The organism is Nocardia sp. NPDC052316 (assembly GCF_044547795.1).
Classification (GTDB): Bacteria; Actinomycetota; Actinomycetes; order Mycobacteriales; family Mycobacteriaceae; genus Nocardia.
The window spans coordinates 427,855-449,480 of sequence record NZ_JBIUBB010000007.1 but is presented as its reverse complement, the minus strand read 5'-3'; the positions used below and the strand labels follow the sequence as shown (position 1 = coordinate 449,480).

The 21,626-nt window shown below is 67.6% G+C and carries 17 protein-coding genes; 12 read left to right on the top strand and 5 right to left on the bottom strand.

The window, feature by feature from the left end; translation table 11 throughout:
- Positions 1-201 precede the first annotated feature (201 nt).
- The 11 genes from ACIHA7_RS33580 to ACIHA7_RS33530 are packed head-to-tail and all read left to right on the top strand — an operon-like array spanning position 202 to position 14,866.
- The gene (locus ACIHA7_RS33580) at positions 202-672 is read left to right on the top strand and encodes a VOC family protein (RefSeq protein WP_397295204.1); all 471 of its coding nucleotides are present in this window, start codon (positions 202-204) and stop codon (positions 670-672) included.
- Positions 669-1,577 (top strand): L-tyrosine 3-hydroxylase, encoded by a 909-nt coding sequence (locus tag ACIHA7_RS33575; protein WP_397295203.1) that lies wholly within the window; start codon positions 669-671, stop codon positions 1,575-1,577. The genes ACIHA7_RS33580 and ACIHA7_RS33575 overlap by 4 nt, the downstream gene beginning before the upstream one ends.
- Positions 1,574-2,458, top strand: a complete 885-nt coding sequence (locus ACIHA7_RS33570; RefSeq protein WP_397295202.1) for an LLM class flavin-dependent oxidoreductase — start codon at positions 1,574-1,576, stop codon at positions 2,456-2,458. The genes ACIHA7_RS33575 and ACIHA7_RS33570 overlap by 4 nt, the downstream gene beginning before the upstream one ends.
- Positions 2,458-3,282 carry a phenazine biosynthesis protein PhzF gene (locus ACIHA7_RS33565; RefSeq protein WP_397295200.1) on the top strand — a complete coding sequence of 275 codons (825 nt, stop codon included), beginning with the start codon at positions 2,458-2,460 and terminating at the stop codon, positions 3,280-3,282. Before ACIHA7_RS33570 ends, ACIHA7_RS33565 begins: the two co-directional genes overlap by 1 nt.
- Positions 3,279-4,514, top strand: coding sequence for an aminotransferase class V-fold PLP-dependent enzyme (locus ACIHA7_RS33560; protein WP_397295198.1), 1,236 nt, complete (start codon positions 3,279-3,281; stop codon positions 4,512-4,514). Before ACIHA7_RS33565 ends, ACIHA7_RS33560 begins: the two co-directional genes overlap by 4 nt.
- Positions 4,511-5,311 carry a tryptophan 2,3-dioxygenase gene (locus tag ACIHA7_RS33555; RefSeq protein ID WP_397295196.1) on the top strand — a complete coding sequence of 267 codons (801 nt, stop codon included), beginning with the start codon at positions 4,511-4,513 and terminating at the stop codon, positions 5,309-5,311. The genes ACIHA7_RS33560 and ACIHA7_RS33555 overlap by 4 nt, the downstream gene beginning before the upstream one ends.
- A 46-nt stretch (positions 5,312-5,357) precedes the next feature.
- Entirely contained in the window at positions 5,358-6,422 is a 1,065-nt protein-coding gene (locus ACIHA7_RS33550) for a methyltransferase (protein ID WP_397295195.1), read from the top strand.
- Entirely contained in the window at positions 6,415-7,305 is an 891-nt protein-coding gene (locus ACIHA7_RS33545) for an alpha/beta hydrolase (protein ID WP_397295194.1), read from the top strand. Before ACIHA7_RS33550 ends, ACIHA7_RS33545 begins: the two co-directional genes overlap by 8 nt.
- On the top strand, positions 7,302-9,122 hold the full coding sequence (locus tag ACIHA7_RS33540; protein WP_397295192.1) for a non-ribosomal peptide synthetase: 1,821 nt from the start codon (positions 7,302-7,304) through the stop codon (positions 9,120-9,122). Before ACIHA7_RS33545 ends, ACIHA7_RS33540 begins: the two co-directional genes overlap by 4 nt.
- A gap of 1 nt (position 9,123) precedes the next feature.
- Positions 9,124-13,464 carry an amino acid adenylation domain-containing protein gene (locus tag ACIHA7_RS33535; RefSeq protein ID WP_397295190.1) on the top strand — a complete coding sequence of 1,447 codons (4,341 nt, stop codon included), beginning with the start codon at positions 9,124-9,126 and terminating at the stop codon, positions 13,462-13,464.
- Positions 13,457-14,866 (top strand): FAD-dependent oxidoreductase, encoded by a 1,410-nt coding sequence (locus tag ACIHA7_RS33530; protein WP_397295188.1) that lies wholly within the window; start codon positions 13,457-13,459, stop codon positions 14,864-14,866. The genes ACIHA7_RS33535 and ACIHA7_RS33530 overlap by 8 nt, the downstream gene beginning before the upstream one ends.
- A gap of 11 nt (positions 14,867-14,877) precedes the next feature.
- Here ACIHA7_RS33530 and ACIHA7_RS33525 read toward each other — a convergent pair whose 3' ends face one another.
- The 5 genes from ACIHA7_RS33525 to ACIHA7_RS33505 form a co-directional block, all read right to left on the bottom strand.
- Entirely contained in the window at positions 14,878-15,612 is a 735-nt protein-coding gene (locus ACIHA7_RS33525; protein WP_397295186.1) for a response regulator transcription factor, read from the bottom strand.
- 101 nt (positions 15,613-15,713) lie between these two features.
- On the bottom strand, positions 15,714-17,150 hold the full coding sequence (locus ACIHA7_RS33520) for a flavin monoamine oxidase family protein (protein WP_397295184.1): 1,437 nt from the start codon (positions 17,148-17,150) through the stop codon (positions 15,714-15,716).
- Between the two features lie 475 nt (positions 17,151-17,625).
- Complete coding sequence (locus tag ACIHA7_RS33515; RefSeq protein WP_397295182.1) at positions 17,626-18,558, bottom strand: hypothetical protein; 933 nt, start codon at positions 18,556-18,558, stop codon at positions 17,626-17,628.
- Positions 18,559-18,626: 68 nt separating this feature from the next.
- Positions 18,627-19,037 carry a peptidase inhibitor family I36 protein gene (locus tag ACIHA7_RS33510; RefSeq protein WP_397295180.1) on the bottom strand — a complete coding sequence of 137 codons (411 nt, stop codon included), beginning with the start codon at positions 19,035-19,037 and terminating at the stop codon, positions 18,627-18,629.
- A gap of 337 nt (positions 19,038-19,374) precedes the next feature.
- Positions 19,375-19,527, bottom strand: a complete 153-nt coding sequence (locus ACIHA7_RS33505) for a hypothetical protein (protein WP_397295178.1) — start codon at positions 19,525-19,527, stop codon at positions 19,375-19,377.
- Positions 19,528-20,166: 639 nt separating this feature from the next.
- Here ACIHA7_RS33505 and rox point away from each other — a divergent pair.
- Positions 20,167-21,591 (top strand): rifampin monooxygenase, encoded by a 1,425-nt coding sequence (rox, locus tag ACIHA7_RS33500; protein WP_397295176.1) that lies wholly within the window; start codon positions 20,167-20,169, stop codon positions 21,589-21,591.
- Positions 21,592-21,626 lie beyond the last annotated feature (35 nt).

Below are 21,626 nucleotides of genomic sequence, written 5' to 3'. Positions count from 1 at the left end.
CGACCGGTAAACCCATGGTCAGCACATTATTTCGGAAGGCATCGACAATTGTTGTCTGACAACGATTTAAGGTTTTCTTGAATCCCATTTGATTGCCCGGACGTCGCCGCCCGCCGAGTATGGAAAGTGCTGGGACGAATTCCTCCCGCCTCCCGCGGTGAGGGACCCACCACGAGCACATTCGCGACGGAAAGGCATCCGATGCACGGGCTTGACATCGCGCCGAGATTTCACCACCTCGCCATCCAGACCGATGACGTGGACTCCACGATCAGGTGGTACCAGGAATTCCTCGGCGCCACCGTGGAGTGGTCGCTCGCCACCTTCTCCCCGCTCACCCTCGAGCGACTGCCGGGAATCGAGAAGCTGGCCGAGCTGAAGAAGGGAGACGTCCGGTTCCACGTCTTCGACCGGGCCGGGCACAGCAAGGACACACCCGACCCGCTCGGCTATCAGTATCAGCACGTCGGGATCACGGTGGACCGAGCGGAAGACCTCGTAGCGCTTCGAGAGCAGTGGCTGAAGGCGCGAGAGTCCACCGACATCCACTGGACCAGGGACGACCCGCCCTCCGACATCGTCACCGACCCGGACGGCATGCAGAGCCTCTACGTCCTGGACCCCAACGGCCTCGAGCTCGAGTTCGTCTATTTTCCGGGAGCGGGATCGTGAGCATTGGCCATAGATACGATGCCGCCACCTCGGGCAATCATCGCCCGCCCGCGCTGACACCGCGGCTGCTGTTCATGCCGCCGCTCGGACACTCCTTCGAAACATCCTCGGACACCGACGATGCCGAGGTAGCCGACCGGAAGCTGCCGGAGTACGACCTCTTCGGCACCCGGCCGGTCGAGGAGGAGCGGCTGTTCTGGTACCGCTGGATCGCGGGGCACCAGCTCTCGTTCCTGCTGTGGCGGGCGATGTGTGACGTGGTGTGGCACCACCCCGAAGACGACGGGCCCGACGAACGCGAACTCGACCTGCTGACCACCTGTGTCGACGGGTACAGCGCCATGCTGCTCTACTCGTCCACCGTTCCCCGTGACCACTACCACGCCTACACCAGAGTGCGAATGGCGTTGCAGCACCCCGCTTTCAGCGGCACATGGGCGCCGGACTACCGGCCGGTCCGCCGCCTCTTCCGCGGCAAGATGCCCTGGCAGGACGCCCCGGCCTGCGCGGCGCTCGGCGAAGCGGTCGCGCGTAACGAGGTGACACACAGTCACATCGCCGATCATCTTGTGCCGGAAGGTCATTCGCTGCTGCAGCAGGCCGCGGGCGCGCCGGGAGTGAGCGTGTCGCGGGAGAAGGAAGATCTCTACGACAACTTCTTCCTGACCGTCCGGCGCCCCGTCGGCCACGCCGAATTCGTCGCACAGCTCGACTCCCGCATCGCGGAACTCGCTGCGGATCTGGAGTACAACGGGCTGTACCCCAATGTCGACGGACGCCACCACCCTGTCGTCGCCAACCAGTCGGGCGGCGTGATGAAACCGCTGGTGACCGGCGTGCTCGAGGTGATGGACCGGGCGGCCCGGCTGGTATCGGACATGCGACTCGAGGAGGCGCGCCGATGAAGCACGGCATCGTCCTGTTACCCGAACACGAATGGAAGATCGCCGCCGACCGGTGGCGCGCCGCCGAGCAGCTCGGCTACCAGCACGCCTGGACCTACGACCACCTGATGTGGCGCTGGCTCGCCGACCGGCCGTGGTACGGCTCGATACCGACCCTCACGGCCGCCGCGACCGTCACGAACTCCATCGGCCTCGGTGTGCTGGTGGCCACCCCGAACTTCCGGCACCCCGTCGCGCTCGCCAAGGAACTCGTCAGCGTCGACGACATCGCGAGCGGGCGGTTGATCTGCGGACTCGGTTCCGGCGCACCGGGATTCGACGCGAGCGTGCTCGGCGGGCCGGATCTCGGCCCCCGCGAACGCGCCGATCGGTTCGAGGCGTTCGTCGAACTGCTGGACGCAGTGCTTGCCCGCGGCTCCGTGACAAAGGTGTCACGCTGGTACACCGCATCGGGCGTGAACTTCCATCCGCGCGCCGACGAGGCGCCGCGCCTGCCCTTCGCCGTGGCCGCGACCGGGCCGAGGGGCATGGCGCTGGCCGCCGGATACGCGCGGTATTGGATCACGTCCGGACCGCCCAACGACTTTCGCATGCGGCCGTTGCGCGAGGTCGTTCCCCTGTTGCGCGACCAGGTGCGCGGCATCGACGCCGCGTGCGAGCGGGCCGGCCGCGACCCGGCCGGCCTGGGCAAGCTGTTCGTCGCCGACGCGGCGGTGGGCGGGATCACCAGCTCGCTGGCCGCCTACGAGGACGCCGCGGGTGAGCTCGCCGAGGTCGGCATCACCGACCTCGTCGTGCACTGGCCCCGCCCCGACCAGCCGTATCAGGGCGACGAGCAGGTCATCGTCGATTTCGCCGAGAAGCACCTAGGGGGCGAGTGATGCGAGCGACGACAGTGGACATGTTCGGCGCCGAGGCAGGCCGGGGCAGCACGCTGGACGTGCTCATCCCGGCGGGCCCGTCCGAGGACGACGTAGTCGCGGCGGCCGCCGCCCATGCGCGCCAGAGCAATTCGACCGAGACGGCCCTGATCGGCGAGTGCTCCCGAGCGCAACGGACGTTCGGCTCGCGAATCTTCAACGCCGAGGGGGAGACTCCGTTCGGCACTCATTCGCTCGCCGGTGCGGCCGCCTGCCTGGTCCGGGCCGGTCATCTCGAACCCGGTGAGGTGGGACGGACCGCCGAGGTCGGCTGCCAGTGGTTGTGGACCGACGGCAGCGAGGTACGCGTGCCGTTCGATGGACCCGTTGTGCGCGAGGAGATTCCGCACGACCCGTCACTGTTCGGTTGGTCGGTCGGTACACCGCACGCCGGTGGCGTCGGCCGGGCCTTCAACTTCGTGCGCGTCACCGAGGACCCACGAGCGTTACCGGTGCCGGATCTCGAGCGGATGCGCGAGGTAGGGCTCACCGATCTCACCGCCTTCCGCTGGGATCCGGAGCGGCACGAGGTGCTCGCCCGTGTCTTCGCTCCGGGGTTCGGCATCCCGGAGGATGCCGGATGTCTGCCCGCCGCAGCGGCTCTCGGGCTTACCGCCCTGGGCTTGGCCGCGGACGCGGCGCCCGTGACGGTTCGTCAGGTGACCGGAGACGGTAGCGAGTCGGTTTTCGGCTGCACCGGCTCTATCAACGGCGCCACCGCGAACGTGCGGATCACCGGCCAGGTGTGGGTCCCCGCGAGCGACGAGAAAGCGAGTGAGGCATGATGATTCGGCCGGAGGCGCTGACCGCGCCGAGCACCGGGCTGCTCGATGAGGCGCGACGCCGCGACGAGCTCGATCCACTCACCGAGTACGCGCGCGGGTTCGCCACCGAAGGCGCCATCCACCTCAACGGAAACTCCCTCGGCCCGCCGCGGGAAAGCCTTGCGGGCGAACTCGATCGCGTGGTGACCGAGCAGTGGGCGCCGCGTCAGGTGCAGGCCTGGTTCCAGGACGGCTGGCTCGACCTGCCGCGTACCGTCGGCGACAAGCTGGCCCTGCTGCTCGGCTCGGGACCAGGGCAGATCATGGTGGCCGGTGAGACGACCTCGACAACATTGTTCAACGCATTGGTCGCCGCGTGCCGCTTGCGGCCGGACCGCCCGGTGCTGCTGATCGAGGCCGAGTCGTTCCCCACCGACCTGTACATCGCGGGCTCGGTGGCCCGGCTGCTGGATCGCGAGCTCGTCGTCGAGTCGCGGACCGGCTTCGACGTCTACCTGCGCGAGCACGGCAGGCAGATCGCGGTCGCGCTGGCCGCGCCGGTGGACTTCCGCACGGGGGAGCGGCGGGAGATCCGGCCGACCACCGAGTTGTGCCACGCGGCGGGGGCGTTGTCGGTGTGGGACCTCAGCCATGCGGCGGGCGTACTCCCGGTGGACCTCGACGCGAACGCGGTCGATCTCGCCGTCGGCTGCGGCTACAAGTACCTCGGCGGCGGGCCTGGCGCCCCTGCTTTCCTCTACCTGCCCGTTCGATTCCAGTCGACCGTGGACTTCCCGCTGACGGGGTGGCACGGGCACGCCAGGCCCTTCGAGATGGGTCCGGCCTTCGAACCCGCCACCGATATCGAGCAGGCACGCACCGGCACACCGCCGCTGCTGAGCCTCGCCGCCCTGAATCATGGCCTCGCCCCATTGGTCGAGGTGGGCATCCTCGCATTGCACCGGCGCACGCGGGAGCTCGGCGAGTTCTTCCTGGAATGCCTGGCGGAGCGTGCCCCAGATCTGGTGCGCCGCCTCGCGTCTCCGCGCGAGGCGGACCGCCGCGGCGGCCATCTCGCGCTCCGGGTGCCCGACGCCGACGCCGTGGAGCGTGCGCTCGCCGTCAGCGGCGTGCACGTCGACGCCCGGCCGCCCGACCTGATCCGTTTCGCTTTCGCGCCGCTGTATGTGACGCACGAGCAGGTGTGGCGCGCGGTCGACGCGCTCGGCCGCGCCGTGGAAGGAGCGCGATGACCAGCGCCCCGGAGTATCTCGCACCCGAGTACGTCACCTACGCGCACATGGACGAGCTGCATGAGTTGCAGCGTCCACGTAGCGAAGCCCGCGGCGAGCTGAACTTCATCCTGATCAGCCACGTCAAAGAGTTGTTGTTCCGCGCGGTGATCGACGATCTGGACACCGCCCGCCGCGCGCTGGAACGCGACGACGTGCCCGATACCTGTCTGGCGCTGTCCCGGTCGGTCCGCACGCAGCGGGTCCTGGTGGCTTGCTGGGAGTCGATGAACGGCATGTCGGTCGACGAGTTCGTCGCCTTCCGGCATGTGCTCAACGACGCGTCCGGCACCCAGTCCTTCGCCTACCGTGCCCTGGAGTTCCTGATGGGGAACCGGCCGGAAGGTCAAGTGGCGGCGGCCCTCCGGGATGGACACCCGATGTTGCGGGCCGAGCTCGGCAAGCCGTCGCTGTACGACACGGTACTGCAACACCTTGCCCGGCAAGGGTTTTCGGTTCCGGCCGAGTGCCTGGCGAAACCGCCTGCCGAGCAGCACGAGTCGAATCCGCTCGTGGAGGACGCCTGGCTCGACATCTATCGGCAGCCGGAACGGTATCCCGACGCGCACCGGCTCGCGGAGAGCCTGCTGGAGGTCGCGTATCAGTTCTCCCATTGGCGGGCAACGCATCTGCTGGTGGTGGAGCGGATGCTCGGCGGTAAGGGCGGGACGGCAGGCACCGACGGTGCACCGTGGCTGCGCGCCATCAACGAACACCGCTTCTTCCCGGAACTGTGGACATTCCGCACCCGGCTGTAGAGGCGGCACCAGAGAAATCACCGACTGCTGGAGGAACACGATCACGATGACGGAACTGAAGACCGAGCTGACGAAACCGGTCGACCTCACCTCGCTCGTCCCGGTGTTGTTCGGATTTGCTGCCTTTCAGCAATTGCGCGCCGCCTCGGAACTGCAACTGTTCGAATACCTCGACCTGAACGGCCCGGCGACCAGCGATCAGGCCGCCGCCGGGCTCGGCCTGCCCGTCAAATCGGCCCGCAAACTGCTGCTCGGCACCACCTCGCTCGGCCTCACCGAACGGGCGGACGACCGGTACGAGCTGAGCGAGATGCTGCGTGCCGCAATGCAAGACGGCACCTGGCCGCTCATCCGCAACATCATCGACTTCCAGCAGCGGCTGTCCTACCTGCCCGCCAAGGAGTACGCCGAGTCGTTGCGCACCGGCAAGAACCTCGGCCTGAAACACCTGCCCGGCACCGGAAACGACCTGTACACCAGGCTCGAGCAGACGCCGGAGCTGGAGAATCTGTTCTTCCGCGGCATGCACTCCTGGTCGGAGCTGTCCAATCCGGTGCTGCTGCACCAGGTGGACTACAGCGGCGTGACCAGGATCCTGGATGTCGGCGGCGGCGACGCGGTCAACGCGATCGCGCTCGCCCAAGCCCATCCGCACTTGAAGATCACCGTCTTCGATCTCGAGGGCGCGGTGGAGGTGGCCGGTGACAACATCGCCGCCGCCGGGCTGGGTGATCGCATCGATGTGGTCGCGGGGGACATGTTCGGCGATCCACTGCCCGGCGGGTACGACGCCGCGCTGTTCGCCCACCAGTTCGTGATCTGGTCGCCGGAGCAGAACGTGGCGTTGCTCGAACGAGCCTACGCGGCACTGCCGCCCGGCGGGCGCGTCATCGTGTTCAACGCATTCGCCGACGACGACGGGCGCGGCCCGCTCTATACCGCGCTGGACAACGTGTACTTCACCACGTTGCCGTCCGAGGAGTCGACGATCTATCCCTGGCGTGAGCACGAAGAGTGGCTCCGCACAGCGGGTTTCACCGACATCCTGCGCATTCGCAGCGACGGGTGGACGCCGCACGGCGTCATCGAGGGGCGTAAGGCCGATGAGTGAGCTCACCGAGTTGGACCGCGAGTACTCGCCGAGCTCGGCCGCCCGTGACCCGGCAGGCACGCTGCGGCGGTACCGGCGGCGCAGCGACACCGCCCGTTCCCGGCTCGACGTGCACATCGCAGTGCCCTACGGCGCGGGCCACGGCGAACGGTGTCATGTGTTTCCCGCTGTGCCGCAAGGCATCCGAGGCCCGGAGACGCCCGCCCTGGTTTTCGTGCACGGCGGCCACTGGCAGGAGTCCGGCATCGACGACGCGTGCTTCGCGGCCAGACAGGCGGTACGGCACGGCTGCGCGTATGTCGCCGTGGGGTACGGGCTCGCCCCGGATCGCACGGTGCCCGGCATGATCGCCTCGGTGGCGCGGGCGCTGGAGTGGCTGGCGGGCACCGGGCCGCTGCTCGGGATCGACCCGGAGCGACTGCATGTGGCAGGCAGCAGCGCGGGCGCGCATCTGCTCGCCGCGGCGCTCGCGGGCGCCGACGCACCTAGAGTGCGCAGCGCCTGCTTGCTGAGCGGCCTGTACGACCTCACCGAGATTCCGGAGACCTACGTCAACGAGGCCGTCCGGCTGACACCCGAGACCGCCCGCGCATGCAGCCCGCTGCGAATGCCCGCCCCTCGGTGCGATTCGATCCTGCTCGCCGCAGGCCAGCACGAGACGCGAACCTATCTGCGTCAACACGAGCGGTATGCCGAACATCTTGCCGCACAGGAGGTCCCGGTGGACGCGCGGATCGTGTCCGGTCGGGATCACTTCGACCTGCCGCTGGACCTGGTCGACCCGTCGACCCCGTTCGGCCGCACCAGCCTGCGGCACCTCGGCCTGGCGCCGCGCCGCCGAGGCTCACCCACACCGGAAGGAACGGTGACATCAGCGCGATGAAGAACTCACTGACCGCCGCCCCGATCGAGTCCGCCAGCACGGGCCCGGCCGCGACGGCCACCACCGAGACGATCGCTGACGCGTTCGTGCGCACCGCGCGCGAGCACGCCGACCGCGAGGCGATATCCGACGGCAGCACGACGCTGACCTACGCCGAACTGGATGCCATCAGTAGCCGAATCGCGCGAGCACTGCGCGACCGTGACCTACCGCCAGGGGCGCGCGTCGGGGTGCACCTCGAACGCAGCCTGGCCACCTACCAGGTGTTCCTCGGCATTCTCAAGGCCGGTCTCGTGGTCGTTCCGTTCAATCCGGTGCATCCGGCCGCGCACAAGTCGCGGATGTTCCGTGCCGCCGAACCCGCCGTCACGGTGATCGACGCGGGCGAGCCGCCGGACGGATTTCCCGCGCGGGCTTGCCTGCCGGTCACCGAGCTGTTGTCGGCCGCGGCGTCGTTGTCCCCGGAATCGGGGCCGTCCGCGGTGACCGCGGCCGCGCCTGCCTTCATCCTGTTCACCTCGGGCTCCACCGGCGTGCCTAAGGGTGTGGTGATCGCGCATCGTGGGATCGCGCGGGTATCCCGGCATCTCACCGGGTTCACTCCTGGACCGGCGGACCGGTTCCTGCAACTCGCGCAGCCCGCGTTCGCCGCGTCGACCACCGACATCTGGACCTGTCTGCTTCGGGGCGGCAGGCTCACCGTCGCACCGCAGGAGATGCCGCCGCTCGGCGACCTCGCGAGACTCATCGAGCGCGAAGGCATTACGGTGCTCAACCTCTCCGTCGGCCTGTTCAATCTGCTGGTCGAGCATCACTCGGCGAGCCTCGCGCAGGTGCGGACGGTGATCGTCAGCGGCGACTTCCCCTCCGCGTCGCATCTGGAGCGCGCGCTGGCCGTGGTCGACGGCGACGTCTTCAATGCCTTCGGCTGCACGGAGAATTCGGCGCTGACCGCCGTCCACAAGATCACCGCGGCTGATCTGTCCGAGGCCGAGATCCCGGTCGGCCGACCGATGCCGACCGTCGAGCTCACGGTGCGGGACGAGGCACTCGACGAATGCCCGCCTGGCCGGATCGGCGAGCTGTGCATCGCGGGCGACGGCGTGGCCTCGGGCTACCTCAACGACCCGGAACTCACCGCGCGCAAGTTCGTTCGGCACGACGGTCAGCGCCTGCTGCGGACCGGCGACCTGGCCAAGCTGACCGAGGACGGTGAGATAGTCCTCGCCGGTCGCACCGACCAGATGGTGAAGGTGCGCGGGTTCCGGGTCGAGCCGCGCCATGTCGAGGTGACGGCAGAGGCGTTCCCCGGCGTCGCGCAGGCGGTGGCGCAGGCGGTGCCGAGCGGTGGCGCGGCGGGTCAGCTCGCGCTCTGGTGCGTGCCGACGACGGGCCACGAACTGTCCACCGACGACCTGACCGAGCATCTGCGGGAGTCGTTGCCCGACTACATGGTTCCGTCGACGGTGTTGCTGCTCGACGCGTTTCCGCGCAACACCAACGGCAAGATCGACCGCAAGGAGCTGTCCTCGCGGCTGGCGCCCGCCGAGGACGACGAGTCGACGGTCGAGGAGACCGAATCCGGGGATCAGCTGGCCGATGTCGTACGGACGACCCTGCTGAACGCCACCGGACTGGCCGACATCGAGCTGGATGCCGGCCTCATCGAAAGCGGCGTCACCTCACTGCAATTGATCGACCTCGGCGCTCGGCTGGAGGAGGTTTCCGGGGTCGCACTGGCACCCGACGACATCGTGGGCGTCGGCACCGTGCGCGGTGTCGCCGACCTGATCCGCACCAAACGGGCGCGAGGCTGACATGACGGCTACCGATCAACACACAGCGAACGGCGCGCAGCACCTGCCCGCGTCCCCGGCCCAGCCCGGTATGTGGTTCGACAGCAGCTACGGCGCCGATCCCACGGCGTACAACCAGCCACTGGTGCTGCGGCTGCACACCCTGCTCGACCATCAGGCCCTCGTCGAGGCGCTGCGGATCGTGCATCGGGACCATTCGGCACTGCGCACCACCTTCGAGATGACCGCCGACGGCGAGTTGCGGCAGGTGGTGCACGGGGAACTGGCACCGGACGTCGACGTGCGTGACCATCACCGCGGCGATCCCGAGGACTGGGTCGCCGAGCAGCTGGCCGAGGTCGCGGGCGCCGTCTTCGATCTGCGCGGCGGTCCGTTGGCCCGGGTGCGGCACCTCCGGTTCGCCGAGGGCCGCAGCCTGCTGGTGTTCAACATTCACCACACGGTCTTCGACGGCATGTCGTTCAAGCCGTATCTCACCGAGGTGGAGGCGACCTACACCGCGCTGGTGCGCGGTGACGAACCGCCGCGGCGATCACACCGTCAGGCCGTCGAGGCGTACGAGCGCTGGGCCACGCTGGCCGACAATGCCGACACGCTGCACTACTGGCGGGAGAAGCTGGCGAAAGCCCCTGCGGCAGTGGCGTTCGGCCTGCCGGGCACCGGGACGCCGCGGCACGTGACCCGCCAGCAGGTGCTCGACGACGAGCTCTCGGCGCGGGTGCGCGAGTTCTGCGCAGCGGAGGGCATCACCACCAGCATGTTCTTCGTCGCCCTCTGTTTCGTGCTGCTGCACCGGCAGACCGGACGCGACGATGTGCTGCTCGGGATTCCGGTCTCGGTGCGCGGAGCGGGCGACGCCGAGGTCATCGGCCATCTCACCAATACCGTTGTGCTGCAACACCGTCTCGACCGTGGCGCGACCGCCCGTGCCGTGTTGCGCAGAGTGAAACGGGAAGTGCTGGAGGCGCTTCGGCACCGGCACGCGCCGCTGGAGGCGGTGCTCGGCGAGGTCCGTGCGGCCGGTGGCACGCAGGACGGGGCCTTGTTCAACGCGATGGTCACCGTGATGCCCGCCGCGGCCCGCCGCCTGGACCTGCCCGACTGGGGCGTGCAGACCTGGGAGCACGCGCCGGGCGGCGCCAAATACGACCTGGCGATCCTGGTGGACGAGACGGCGGACCGGTTCACCCTGGTCGTCGAGCACGTCACGGCGGCGGCCGACGGCGAAACCTTCACGGACTATCTGGCGCAGCGACTGCACACCCTGGTCGACAGCGTGCTCACCGAGCCGGACGGGCAGATCACCGAACTGCGTTGGACGAGTGCGGCGGAGGAGCAGGCGATCACGCGGCTGTGTGCCCGCCGGAAGGACGCGCCCGAGCTCGGCACCGAGTTGACCGCCGATCTGTTCGCGGCGAGCGCCGCGGCGGCCAGTGCCGAGCCCGCGGTGATCGCCGACGGGACGGTGACCACCTATGCCGAATTGACAAGGCGCGCAGACGCGGTGGCGGCCACGCTGGTAGATCGGGGAGTCCGGGACGGACTGCCGGTCGCGGTGTTGATGCGCCCGAGCCTGGACCTGATCGCGACGGTCATCGGCATCCTCCGCGCGGGTGGCAGCTACGTCACCTTGGATGCCGAACCGCGCGAGCGGTTGAACTTCGTACTGAACGATTGCGGCGCAACCATTCTGCTGCGCGGTGCCGAGATCGACATCGCGGGCGTGTCGTTGCCCGCCGGGCTGGACGTCATCGAGGTATCCGAAACGGGCAGTGGGGCAGCGTCCTTCGATGGTGCGCGGAAGACGCCCGAGGACACGGCGTACATCGTGTACACCTCGGGCTCCACCGGACGCCCCAAAGGTGTTCGACTGCCGGAAGTCACGCTGGCGAACCTGGCCCACAACCAGGTCATCTTCTCCGGGGACCGCCGGACACGCACCTTGCAGTACATGCCGCCCGCCTTCGACGTGTTCGCCATCGAGGTATTCGGAACCCTCTGCGCCGGAGGCACCCTGGTGATCCCGCCGGCGGACGCCCGCACCGATTTCGAGGCCTTGGCCGCTTTGCTGGCCGACGAGCGGATCGAGCGGGCCTACCTGCCGTACGTCACGCTCCGCGAGCTCGCCGCCGTGCTCGGGTCGTCGCCGGTGGACCTGCCGGACCTGCGCGAGGTGTACGTCACCGGCGAGCGGCTGGTGATCACCGGCGATATGCGCGCGATGTTCCGGCGAAACCCGAACGCGCGGTTGATCAATGCCTACGGGCCGTCCGAGGCGCACCTGTGTAGCTGGGACGCGCTTCCCGACGATCCCGACACCTGGCCGACCATTCCGTCGATCGGCCGCGTGGTCGCGGGAGTCGACGCTTATGTGCTCAGTGACGCCGACGGCACTGCGCGACGGGCGCCGTTCGGCGTCGAAGGTGAACTCTGCGTTGCCGGCCCGGTCGTATCGCCGGGTTACCTCGGTCTGCCGGGCAAGACGCGCGAGGCCATGGTCCCCGATCCCTTCGTCCCCGGGCAGCTGATGTACCGCACCGGAGATGTTGTGGTGCTGGCCCCCGACGGGTCGCTGCACTACCGAGGCCGCAAGGACGATCAGGTCAAGATCCGCGGCTATCGAGTCGAACCGGGCGAGGTAGAAGCGGCGCTGGAACGGGAATTGGGCGTGGCCGCGGCCGCCGTGATCGTGGTGTCCGAAGGCGGTGACCGCGCGCTGCGCGCCTTCGTGCAGAGCGCCGAGGCGCCGCCGAAGGACTGGCGCGCCCGCCTCGGCGCCGTGCTGCCCGGGTACATGATCCCGCGGCAGCTCACCCGCGTCGACGCCATCCCGGTGACCTCGAACGGGAAGACCGACCGCCGCGCTCTGGCGGCACAATCGGTGCTATCGGAGCCCGCCGACGAGGTCGACCGATCCGATGTCGCGTGGACCGACGCGGAGCGCACGATGGCCACGCTGTGGTCCGAGGTGCTCGGCGACCAGCCGGCGACCCCGGAGGTCGACTTCTTCGCCGTCGGCGGTCACTCGCTGCTGGCCGCCCGGCTGCACCGGCTGGTCAAACAGCGCTTCCGCACCGACGTCGCACTGTCGGTGCTGCTGAGCACGCCGACACCGCGCGGCATGGTGCAGAGTCTCGTCGACGAAACGACCGCCGCCGCACCGGATCTGGGCGCGGAGGCCCGCCTGCACGACCTCGTGGTCGGGGAGCGGCAAGAGCCCGCCGACGGCGCGGTGCTGCTCACCGGCGCGACCGGGTTCCTCGGCAGCCACCTGCTCGACGAACTCCAGCGGACCGGGCACCGCGTGCACTGCCTGGTCCGGGCCGACAGCGTCGCGGACGGGCGCGAACGCCTGCGCCGCACCTTCCGGAAGTTCGCGCTCGACCCGTCCGGGCTCGACGAGGTCGGCATCTGCCTCGGCGATCTCGACCAACCGAGGTTCGGGCTCGGCAACGACTACGAAGCACTCGCCCGCGAGGTGACCGACGTCTACCACGCGGCCGCGCACATCAACTTCGTCGTGCCGTATCACACGGTCAAACGCACGAATGTGGACGGACTGCGGCACCTGCTCGACTTCTGCGGCATCAACCGCACCCCGTTGCGCCTGATCTCCACCATGGGCGTCTTCCCGCCGGACTCCACCGCGGGTCTGGTCGGCGAGGACAGGGTGCCGGGCGATCCAGCGTCGCTGGGCATCGGGTACTCGCAGAGCAAGTGGGTCGCCGAGCGGCTCGCCTTGGCGGCGCGCGACGCCGGACTGCCGGTCACCGTGCACCGTGTCGGCCGCATCGCCGGCCACCGCCGCACCGGCGCGTGCCGCCACGACGACTTCTTCTGGTTGCAGATGAAGGGTTTCGCGCTGCTCGGCTGCTATCCGGCGGACATCGCCGAGGGGCCGCCGGTCGACCTGTTGCCGGTGGACTACGTGGCCCGCGCCATCATCCGGCTCTCCGAGGAGAAGCCGGACGACGAGAACTGGCACCTCTACCACGCCGACGGACTCGACTGGCCGACCATCATCGACACCATTCGCGCGGAAGGCTATGCGACGGAACCGACTTCGGGATCCACCTGGATGGCCGCGCTGGAACGGCAGGCCGCCGAGACCGACGACCGACGGTGGGGACTCGGCCCGCTGGTGCCCCTCATGCGGGAGGGCGTGATGCGCCTGGGCGCGCACACCTTCGACAACGAGAAATCCAGGCGTGCGCTCGCCGACGTCGGGTGCCCGTATCCGCAGGTGTATACGGGATGGATTCGCCGGATGTTCGAGTACTTCCGCGCCGTCGGCGCCCTCGCGCCGCCGGACGGGCTGAACAGGGAGGAACACAATGACTGATCTGGAACTGCGCTCGGTGGTGATCATCGGGGCCGGCCCGGTCGGTTGCGCCTTGGCGACACTGCTGCGCCGCCAAGGCCTGGAGGTGGATCTCTTCGAACGGGGAACGGAGTCGGCGGGCACCGGGTCCGGGCATTCGTTCAACCTGACGCTCACCTCGCGTGGGCTCGACTGCCTGCCCCGTTCGGTCCGGCGACGCCTCTACCTGCAGGGCTCGGTGCTGGCCAAGCGGATCATCCACCATCGTGACGGTGCCATCTCCACGCAGCCGTACGGGACGATGACCCATCACCATCTGCTGTCCATTCCGCGCCGGGTGATGCAGGACCTGCTGCGTGATCAGGCGCTGCGCGAGGGGGCCAGGATCCATTACGGCCAGGAATGTGTCGACGTGGACACCGCGCGGCCCGCGGCGCTGCTGCGGGATCGGGACGGCTCCTCGGCCTGGGTCACCGGCGATCTGCTGGTCGGCTGCGACGGCGCCAATAGTGTGGTGCGCGAGGCCATTGTCGCCGCGCACCCGCGGGAGATGTGGGCGACGCGCGAGACCATCGAGCACGGCTACGCCGAGATCACCATGGACTACGGGGATGCCGACCCGACGGGTATGCATCTGTGGCCGCGCGGCGACCACTTCCTGCAAGCCCAACCGAACCGGGACCAGACCTTCACCACCAGCCTGTTCAAGCCGATGGCCGGCGACGAACGGCGCAGGCACTTCGCGGGTCTGCCCTCGGCCGACGCGATCAGCTCCTACTGTGCGACCGAGTTTCCGGACGTCTTCGGGCGGATGGCGGCGGTCGGCACGGACTTGGCGAGCCGGAGCCCCGGCCACCTCAGGATCATCAACTGCGCTCCGTATCACCATCGGCGCGCGGTGCTGGTCGGTGACGCCGCGCACGCCGTCGTCCCGTTCTTCGGGCAGGGCATCAACTGCAGTTTCGAGGATGCCGCCACGCTGGCGGCGCTGCTGGAGAAGTTCCAGGCCGCGGTGCGTTGCGAGGGCGGCACGGTCGCGACCGTCGCCGAGGTGGTCGTCGACGAATACAGCGATGTGCGGGTGAAGGCGGGGCACGCGCTGGCCGAGTTGTCACTGCGGAACCTGACAGAGCTGTCCGACCACGTGAACGACCCGATGTTCCTGGCGCGACGCGCGCTGGAGCGGCGGCTGCACGAGTTGCGTCCCGAGCTGTACACGCCGCTGTACCAGTTGGTGGCGTTCACGCACATGCCTTACGACGCCGCACAGCGGGTGCACGACGAGTCGAGCGCGGTGCTGGATTCGCTGTGCCGCGGGCGAGACCCCCGAACCGAACAGGACGCCATCATCGGCGAATTCGCCGAGGTGTACGGTGGCGCGTTCACCCCGCAGTTCACGCCGCAGAAGCAGCGGACGGGTTAGTGCGGGGCAGGCTAGCCGGCGGTCCCGCTCGCGCGGGCCGCCGCGACGGCCGGGGCCGACTTGCCGCGCCCCGCTTCGTCATTGAAGCGGAACCCGACGCCGTGCACTGTGACGATCCAGTCCGCCGAGCCCAGTTTCTTTCGGACGCTGCTCAGGTGGGTGTCGATGGTCCGGCTGGCCAGCGACGTCACTTCGGCGTCCACGTCGTCGTACCCCCACACCTGTTGCAGCAGTTCGGCTCTGGAGAAGACCCGCTGCGGCTCGGTGGCGAGCAAGCGGAGCAGTTCGAACTCCTTGCGGGTCAGTTCGACCAGTCGGTTGTCGACCCGGACCTCGCGCAGCGCCGAGTCGATCTCCAGTTGGCCGACGATGAGTGCGGGCTGGGACATCATGTGCACCCGCCGCAGCAGGCCGCGGAGTCGCGCCATGAGCTCACGGCTGTGGTACGGCTTGACGATGCAGTCGTCGCACCCCGCTTCCAGGGCGAGGACCTTGTCCAGTTCGAATGCGGAGGCGAAAGCGATGATGGGTATGTCGCTGGCTCGGCGAATTTCTCGACACAAGGTCAATCCGTCGAAATCGGTGAAGTCGAGGTCGACGAGTACCACGTCGAAGTCAGGGTAAGCCGCCATGGTTTCGGCCCCGGTCGAGGTCGGCTCGGGTTCGAAACCGTGCCGTTTGAGATCATTGACCGTATCCTCGATCCCCTCACAATCCGCCACGATCAACAAGCGCGGATGAAGCAAAGCGATCCTCCCTTCCAACTAGTGCGATTCAATTGTTCCTTGCGGGGCAGCAGTTGCCGATTGCCTCGACGAGGTCGAGTCGGCGGAAGGCGGCGGAGATATCAGAGGGACGATAATTCGAGCAGCACCCGAATCGACGACTCCAGCGCATAGTTCATCGAGCCGCCATTGGGTTCGAATGCGGTGTGCTCGCCTGCGAAATGTATTCTTCCCTCCGGTGTTCTGGTGTGCGCCATGAGCTCGTGGTGGCCCAGCTCCGGCAGCAGGTACGCGCCCGCGATGTACGGCTCGTTGTCCCAGGCTATGGACGTGCCGAGCTCGAAATGCTCGCGTGCCCCCGGCATGATCGGCTCCAGCTCGGCCAAGGCGAAATTGATCCGCTCTTCTTCGTTCATGTCGGCCGCCGCCTGTGCGGGCCAGCCGGTGAGCCAGCACTCCAAAATCTTGCGGGGGCCGGGTAGTCGCGGCGTGCCGTCGCGGATCGTGCCGAGCGGGGTGTCCGTCGACAGCATCAACCGCTGTTCGGGCCAGAACTTCTTGCGCATCTGGAGAAAGATGCGCAGGACCGACGAGTACCTGAGGCGGCGGATGGTCGCGTGCTTCGCGGCGGACAGGCCCGCCATCGACAGGTTGATCCGGCGCAGGCTGCTGAACGGTGCGGTGACGATGACGCGGTCGGCGGTCAGCGTGTGCAGCCGGTCGCGATCGAGGAACGTCACCTGCGCGTCGTGCTCGGTCTGCGCGATGCGGACGACCGGTTTCCGGTACAGGACACGGTCTTTCACCTTGTCCGCCAGTGCCCGGGCGAGTAGATCGGTGCCGCCTTTGACCTTGTACCACCCGGAGTCCGCGGTGGAAAAGGCGCGGTGGCCGGACTCGTAGCGCGCCCATGCCATGGTCGAGGCGGACTCCAGTTCGCCGCCGCGCATCTCCAGGAAAAGCGGTTCGATCAGACTGATCGCGGCCGCGGACGCGCCGCGGTCTTCGAGGGTGCGGCGGACCGAGATCTGGTCGAGTGCCAGCAGGTCCGGTGTCGGGGTCCAGGTCGGTGCGGTGAGCTCCGGGCCGATGTTCTCGTTGAACTTCGTGACGTAGTGCGCGTTCAGGTCGGCGACGGTGAGGTGACGCTCGTGTGCCGCCAGCCCCAGGTGTTCGGCGTGCTCGTCGAGCTGGTCCGGCCGGATCCGGATGCCCTTGCGCAGGTAGCTGAAGTCGGTGTCGACGAGATCGCTCGGCTCGGTCTCCAGCCGCATTTCCCGCAGATAATGCATCGTGTAATGGCACTGCGCGGTCACCGTCATCGCGCCCGCTTCGGTGCGAAGTCCGTCGGCGAATGGGTGACGATAGGTCCAGGTTCGGCCGCCGGGGCGATCGCAGGCCTCGAGAACGGTGACGCGGGTGCCCTGCTTCGCTAATTCGTAAGCGGCGGCAAGGCCCGCCAGTCCGGCGCCGACAATGATCGCGGTATCGATGGTATTCTGAGTCGGAAGTCCGTCATCGAATGTACTTCTGACGTCGTGTTGAGTTAGCCCCTGCACTGCTTTCCCTCCGGCGAACTGCGCTTGATCTCCCCGGCTCGTCGAAGTTGTTCTGAACCGAAATCATTGACAAATCATCACGCTGACGGAACATGGAGTCGTCGTTCATTTTCAACCCATTTTGTATGAAATTATCGTATCAAGCCCTACATAGGCGAGCAAACAAGTTTCAGTTGCCCGAATTTAACTGCACATAGGTGTTTCAAACCTCTCTGCCCGGATGGCGTTTGCCTGCGTGGGTGTGACCGTTGTCACAGTTCGGTACTTGTTTGAATCGCATCTAACGCCAGGCGAACTCGCGCTCAGGCGACCCTTCCTTGACTGGATAGTTCCTGGTGGTTGGCTGCGGTCGAGGTGGCGTGGCTGCCTTGCGGGCTCTGGAAACGCCGACCTCAGCTATTCCGCCGCAAGCTACTAAGCGCGGATTCCAGTCGCGCACAACCGGTTCGGCGGGCCGTCGATTGCTCGCCGCCTGTCAGGCGGATTCGGCCCGCTCGACAATGGCATCCCGATAATGCGCGAGTTCGTGCAACATTTGACGATCGGCTGGTGGCATGATTGTCGCCAGTTCTCGACGTGCGGCCAATGTGGCTGCGGGAAGGCGTGTTTCGGCTGCGCACTCGCCATCGGCGACCGCTGTCGCGATCTCGCGTTGTCGGAAATCTGCTGTGCCGATGGCTTTCTCGGATTTGAAGGTCTGCCACGCGTGGTCTGGGCTCTGGTACTCGAAGCCCTTCGCTGTCATGCACGAGCGCCAGGCGGTGAGTGCGTCCTGGAAACCGGGCACGGCGGAAAGCTGTGCAGCCATCCGGTTGTAGAAGTACTCGGGGACATAAGTCAATTGAGCCCAGCGCGTGACGTCACCGGCGAGCCTGGTGCGGCTCTGCGCCTCACAACCCCGCCCCGGCACGGTGATTCGGCTGCCGTCCGGTAAGTCGACCACGCGTTCGGTGTCGGGCGGGCCGAACAGTGCGGTGCGGAAGCGGTACTGCCGCTCGGGTGGCAGGTTGTCGATGTACGAGTCGGTCGCAGTTGTCTGTTGTGCCGGGGGGACGCCAGATGCAGTGAGGCCGTAGCCATTCGAGCGGCGTCCGGGTAGGTCGATGGTGGCTTCGTCGTCGACGGCCGGTGGTGGCGCGGACGGTTCGACCGGGTAGTCGAATCCTTGCTCGGCAAGGCAGCGCCGATTGAGTTGTGTCAGAGCGTCATCGAGGACCCGTTGCGTGGCGGGCCAGGTACCGGAGAAGGTGACCAAGTCCAACGCCGTGGGGCTGAGCGTGCCGGAGAACGGTGGCGGCGAGGGGAGTGGTTCCACGGTGGACGGCGCGGCCGCAGTGCACGCCGAGGCCATCGCTGCCGTAAGGCCGAAGAGCAAGAGCCGCAGGGAAATCGAGCGTTTCGATGGCATCAGTTCACCTCCGTCGCCGGAGCGGCCGGCGAAAGCCTCCCTCGCCGGCCGCCAAGGATCGAATCCGACTACGGGTTACACCACTTGTTCGAGCTGATGTTGTTGGCGAAGCCGTCGGTCACCCACCTGCTGATGTCGGGCACATTGTCGCCCCGGCCGAGGCTGTGCCTGATACCCGAGTACTTGTAACCGGAGAACATGTACACCGTGCACTGGGTGCCGCGGTTCTTGATGGATTGAATGCAGTTGTCCCAGGTTCCGGAGGAGCATGCGGACTGCTTGAACTTCCGGAAGTCCTCATTGTCCCCGGCGACCTTGCCGCGCGGTCCTTGGTAGTTGTTGTACGGCCAGAAACAGAAATTTCCGGACGGGCATGAGGTGTCGGCCATTTCGACTTCCGCCGGAGCTGCCTGCGCACCGGGAGCGAATATCGAGAACAGGGATACCGCGCCCACCGCAAGGGCGATCCGCAACTTCATCTTCTCTCCTTCTCCTGCTGTCATGCGATTGCGGAGTCGGGGGAATGCCGCGCGCAGGTCGCGCCAGCCGAGTGAAGAGACCTGTCTGCCCCCCGTTGTCCTGGCTGTCGCTTTCCGGCAGTCGGACACGTGCACCCCGGCTGCGGTAGTTCGCCTCGTCGGCAGGACCTCCGAGACCAGACAAGCACAGTGCAGTGCCCATCTCGACTGGGGTTCGAGTGGGGACCGCCCACCACGGAAGGACTGAGATTTGTTGTGGTGCCCAAGGTTTCAGGAAACATGTGTTGCGCTCGGGCGCGCCGTGCGATGGCGCACCCGAGCGGTCGGCCCGCGCTGACTACACGCTGCGCTGCGCCATGGTGGACTTCATATGGGCCAGGATGCATTGCTCGATGTGTGCGAGCCACTCGTAGCCCTGGAGGGTGCCCGAAACCCACGCTGCGGTGACGGTGGCGAGATCGTGGGGCGGCGAATCATCGAGCGGCGGCACCGCCCGGGGCGTTGGTCTGCTGGCGATTCTGGGCCTGGGGCGGGGAGTCGACTCTGGAAGTGGTTCGTCTACAACCGAATCCGGGGCGATGTCCGGTTGGTCGGCCGGTGGCGCCGCGAACGTGCTACTGGATTGCCTCGGGGTGCTGATGTCCCGGTTCGCCGTCGGTCCGCCGTCGGCGGGTCCGTCCCGGTCGGCGGAGATGAGGGCCGTGAGGAGCGCGGCCGTGGACACCATCGCCAATCGCATCGGAACGTCGGGCTTACGTGGTGCGCGGTGTTTACCCATCGCCTTCTTCCCATCGAATTCCTTTTGAGTGTGGAAGTTTAAGGCGGGCAACCAATTCCGGCTACCGATGTAAGTTCTACTTCACGGATGTTAAGCCGCGATAAGCACGTATTCGACCTTGTCTCTGATTCGATTCGGACCGGCGGATTGTTACATCGGAATGCGTCACCCCGGGACATCGGCTACGCGGGCCGGACATTCCGACCAAAATTCACTGTGCACCCCGGGAAATAGATAAGGGCAAGGTGGTTACCCACTCCTTGCCCACTTCAATGTATAGCGCACCCGGGGTCTTGCGGCAAGACCCCGGTCGTGCTGCAAGATCGTCACTCATTCGAATGAAGGGGTTGCATGATCGACGTGATCATCGCCGGTGCCGGGCCGACCGGCGTGTTGCTGGCAAGTGAGTTGCGGTTGCAGGGTGTGCGACCCGTGGTGCTGGAGCAGGACACCGAGCCGACCAAGGTGGTCCGCGCGCTCGGCCTGCACGCGCGCAGCATCGAGATACTCGATCAGCGTGGGGCGCTGGCGCCGTTCCTCGCGCTGGGCCGCAAGCACCCGGTCGGCGGCTTCTTCGCGGGCATCGCCAAACCGTCGCCTCGGCTGGACACCGCGCACCCGTACGTCCTCGGCATTCCGCAGACCACCACCGAGCGGCTGCTGCTCGAGCGCGCCGACGAACTCGGCGTCGAGATCCGGCGGGGTTGCGCGGTGAGCGGGCTCAGCCAGGACGAGCACGGGGTGACCGTCGAGCTGGGCGACGGCACGCAGCTGCGCTCGCGCTACCTCGTGGGCTGCGACGGTGGTCGCAGCACGGTGCGCAAGCTGCTCGGCGTCGACTTTCCCGGCGAGCCGACCACGGTCGAGACGTTGCTCGGCGAGGTGCGGCTGACCGCGTCACCGGCGACGATCGCCGCTGCGAACGCCGAAGTCCGCAAGACCCAGCTGCGCTTCGGCGCCGCGCCACTCGGGGACGGGGTGTACCGCGTCGTCGCGCCCGCCGACGGCCTGGCCGAGGATCGCACGATCCCGCCGACCCTGGACGAGCTGAAGCGGCAGCTGCGGGCGACCGCGGGCACCGATTTCGGCGCGCACTCGCCGCGCTGGCTGTCCCGTTTCGGCGACGCGACCCGTCAGGCCGAGCGGTACCGGGTCGACCGGGTCCTGCTGGCGGGCGACGCGGCGCACGTCCACCCGCCGATGGGCGGGCAGGGGCTCAACCTCGGTATCCAGGACGCGTTCAACCTCGGCTGGAAGCTGGCCGCCGAGGTGAACGGCTGGGCACCGCCGGGCCTGCTGGACAGTTACCAGGCCGAACGGCACCCGGTGGCCGCCGCCGTGCTGAACAACACTCGCGCGCAAATGGAGCTGACGTCCCTCGCGCCGGGCCCGCAGGCGGTGCGCCGCCTGATCTCGGAACTGATGGACTTCGAGGAGGTGAACCGGTACCTGATCGAGCAGGTCATCGCGATCGGCATCCGCTACGACTTCGGCGAAGGCCACGAACTGCTCGGTCGACGGTTGCGCGACATCGAATTGCGCAGCGGACGCCTCTATTCGCTGATGCGCAACGGTCGCGGCCTCCTGCTCGATCAGACCGGCCTGCTCTCGGTGGCCGGCTGGGCGGATCGGGTCGACCACGTCGTCGATGCCGGCGCGGACCTGGATGTGCCCGCCGTGCTGTTGCGGCCGGACGGCCATGTGGCCTGGGTCGGCGCCGATCAGCAGGATCTGCTCCGCCGGCTGCCCGTGTGGTTCGGCGCTGCCGTCAGCTGAGCACCTCGATCTCGGCTCGGCGTCCCGCGTTTACC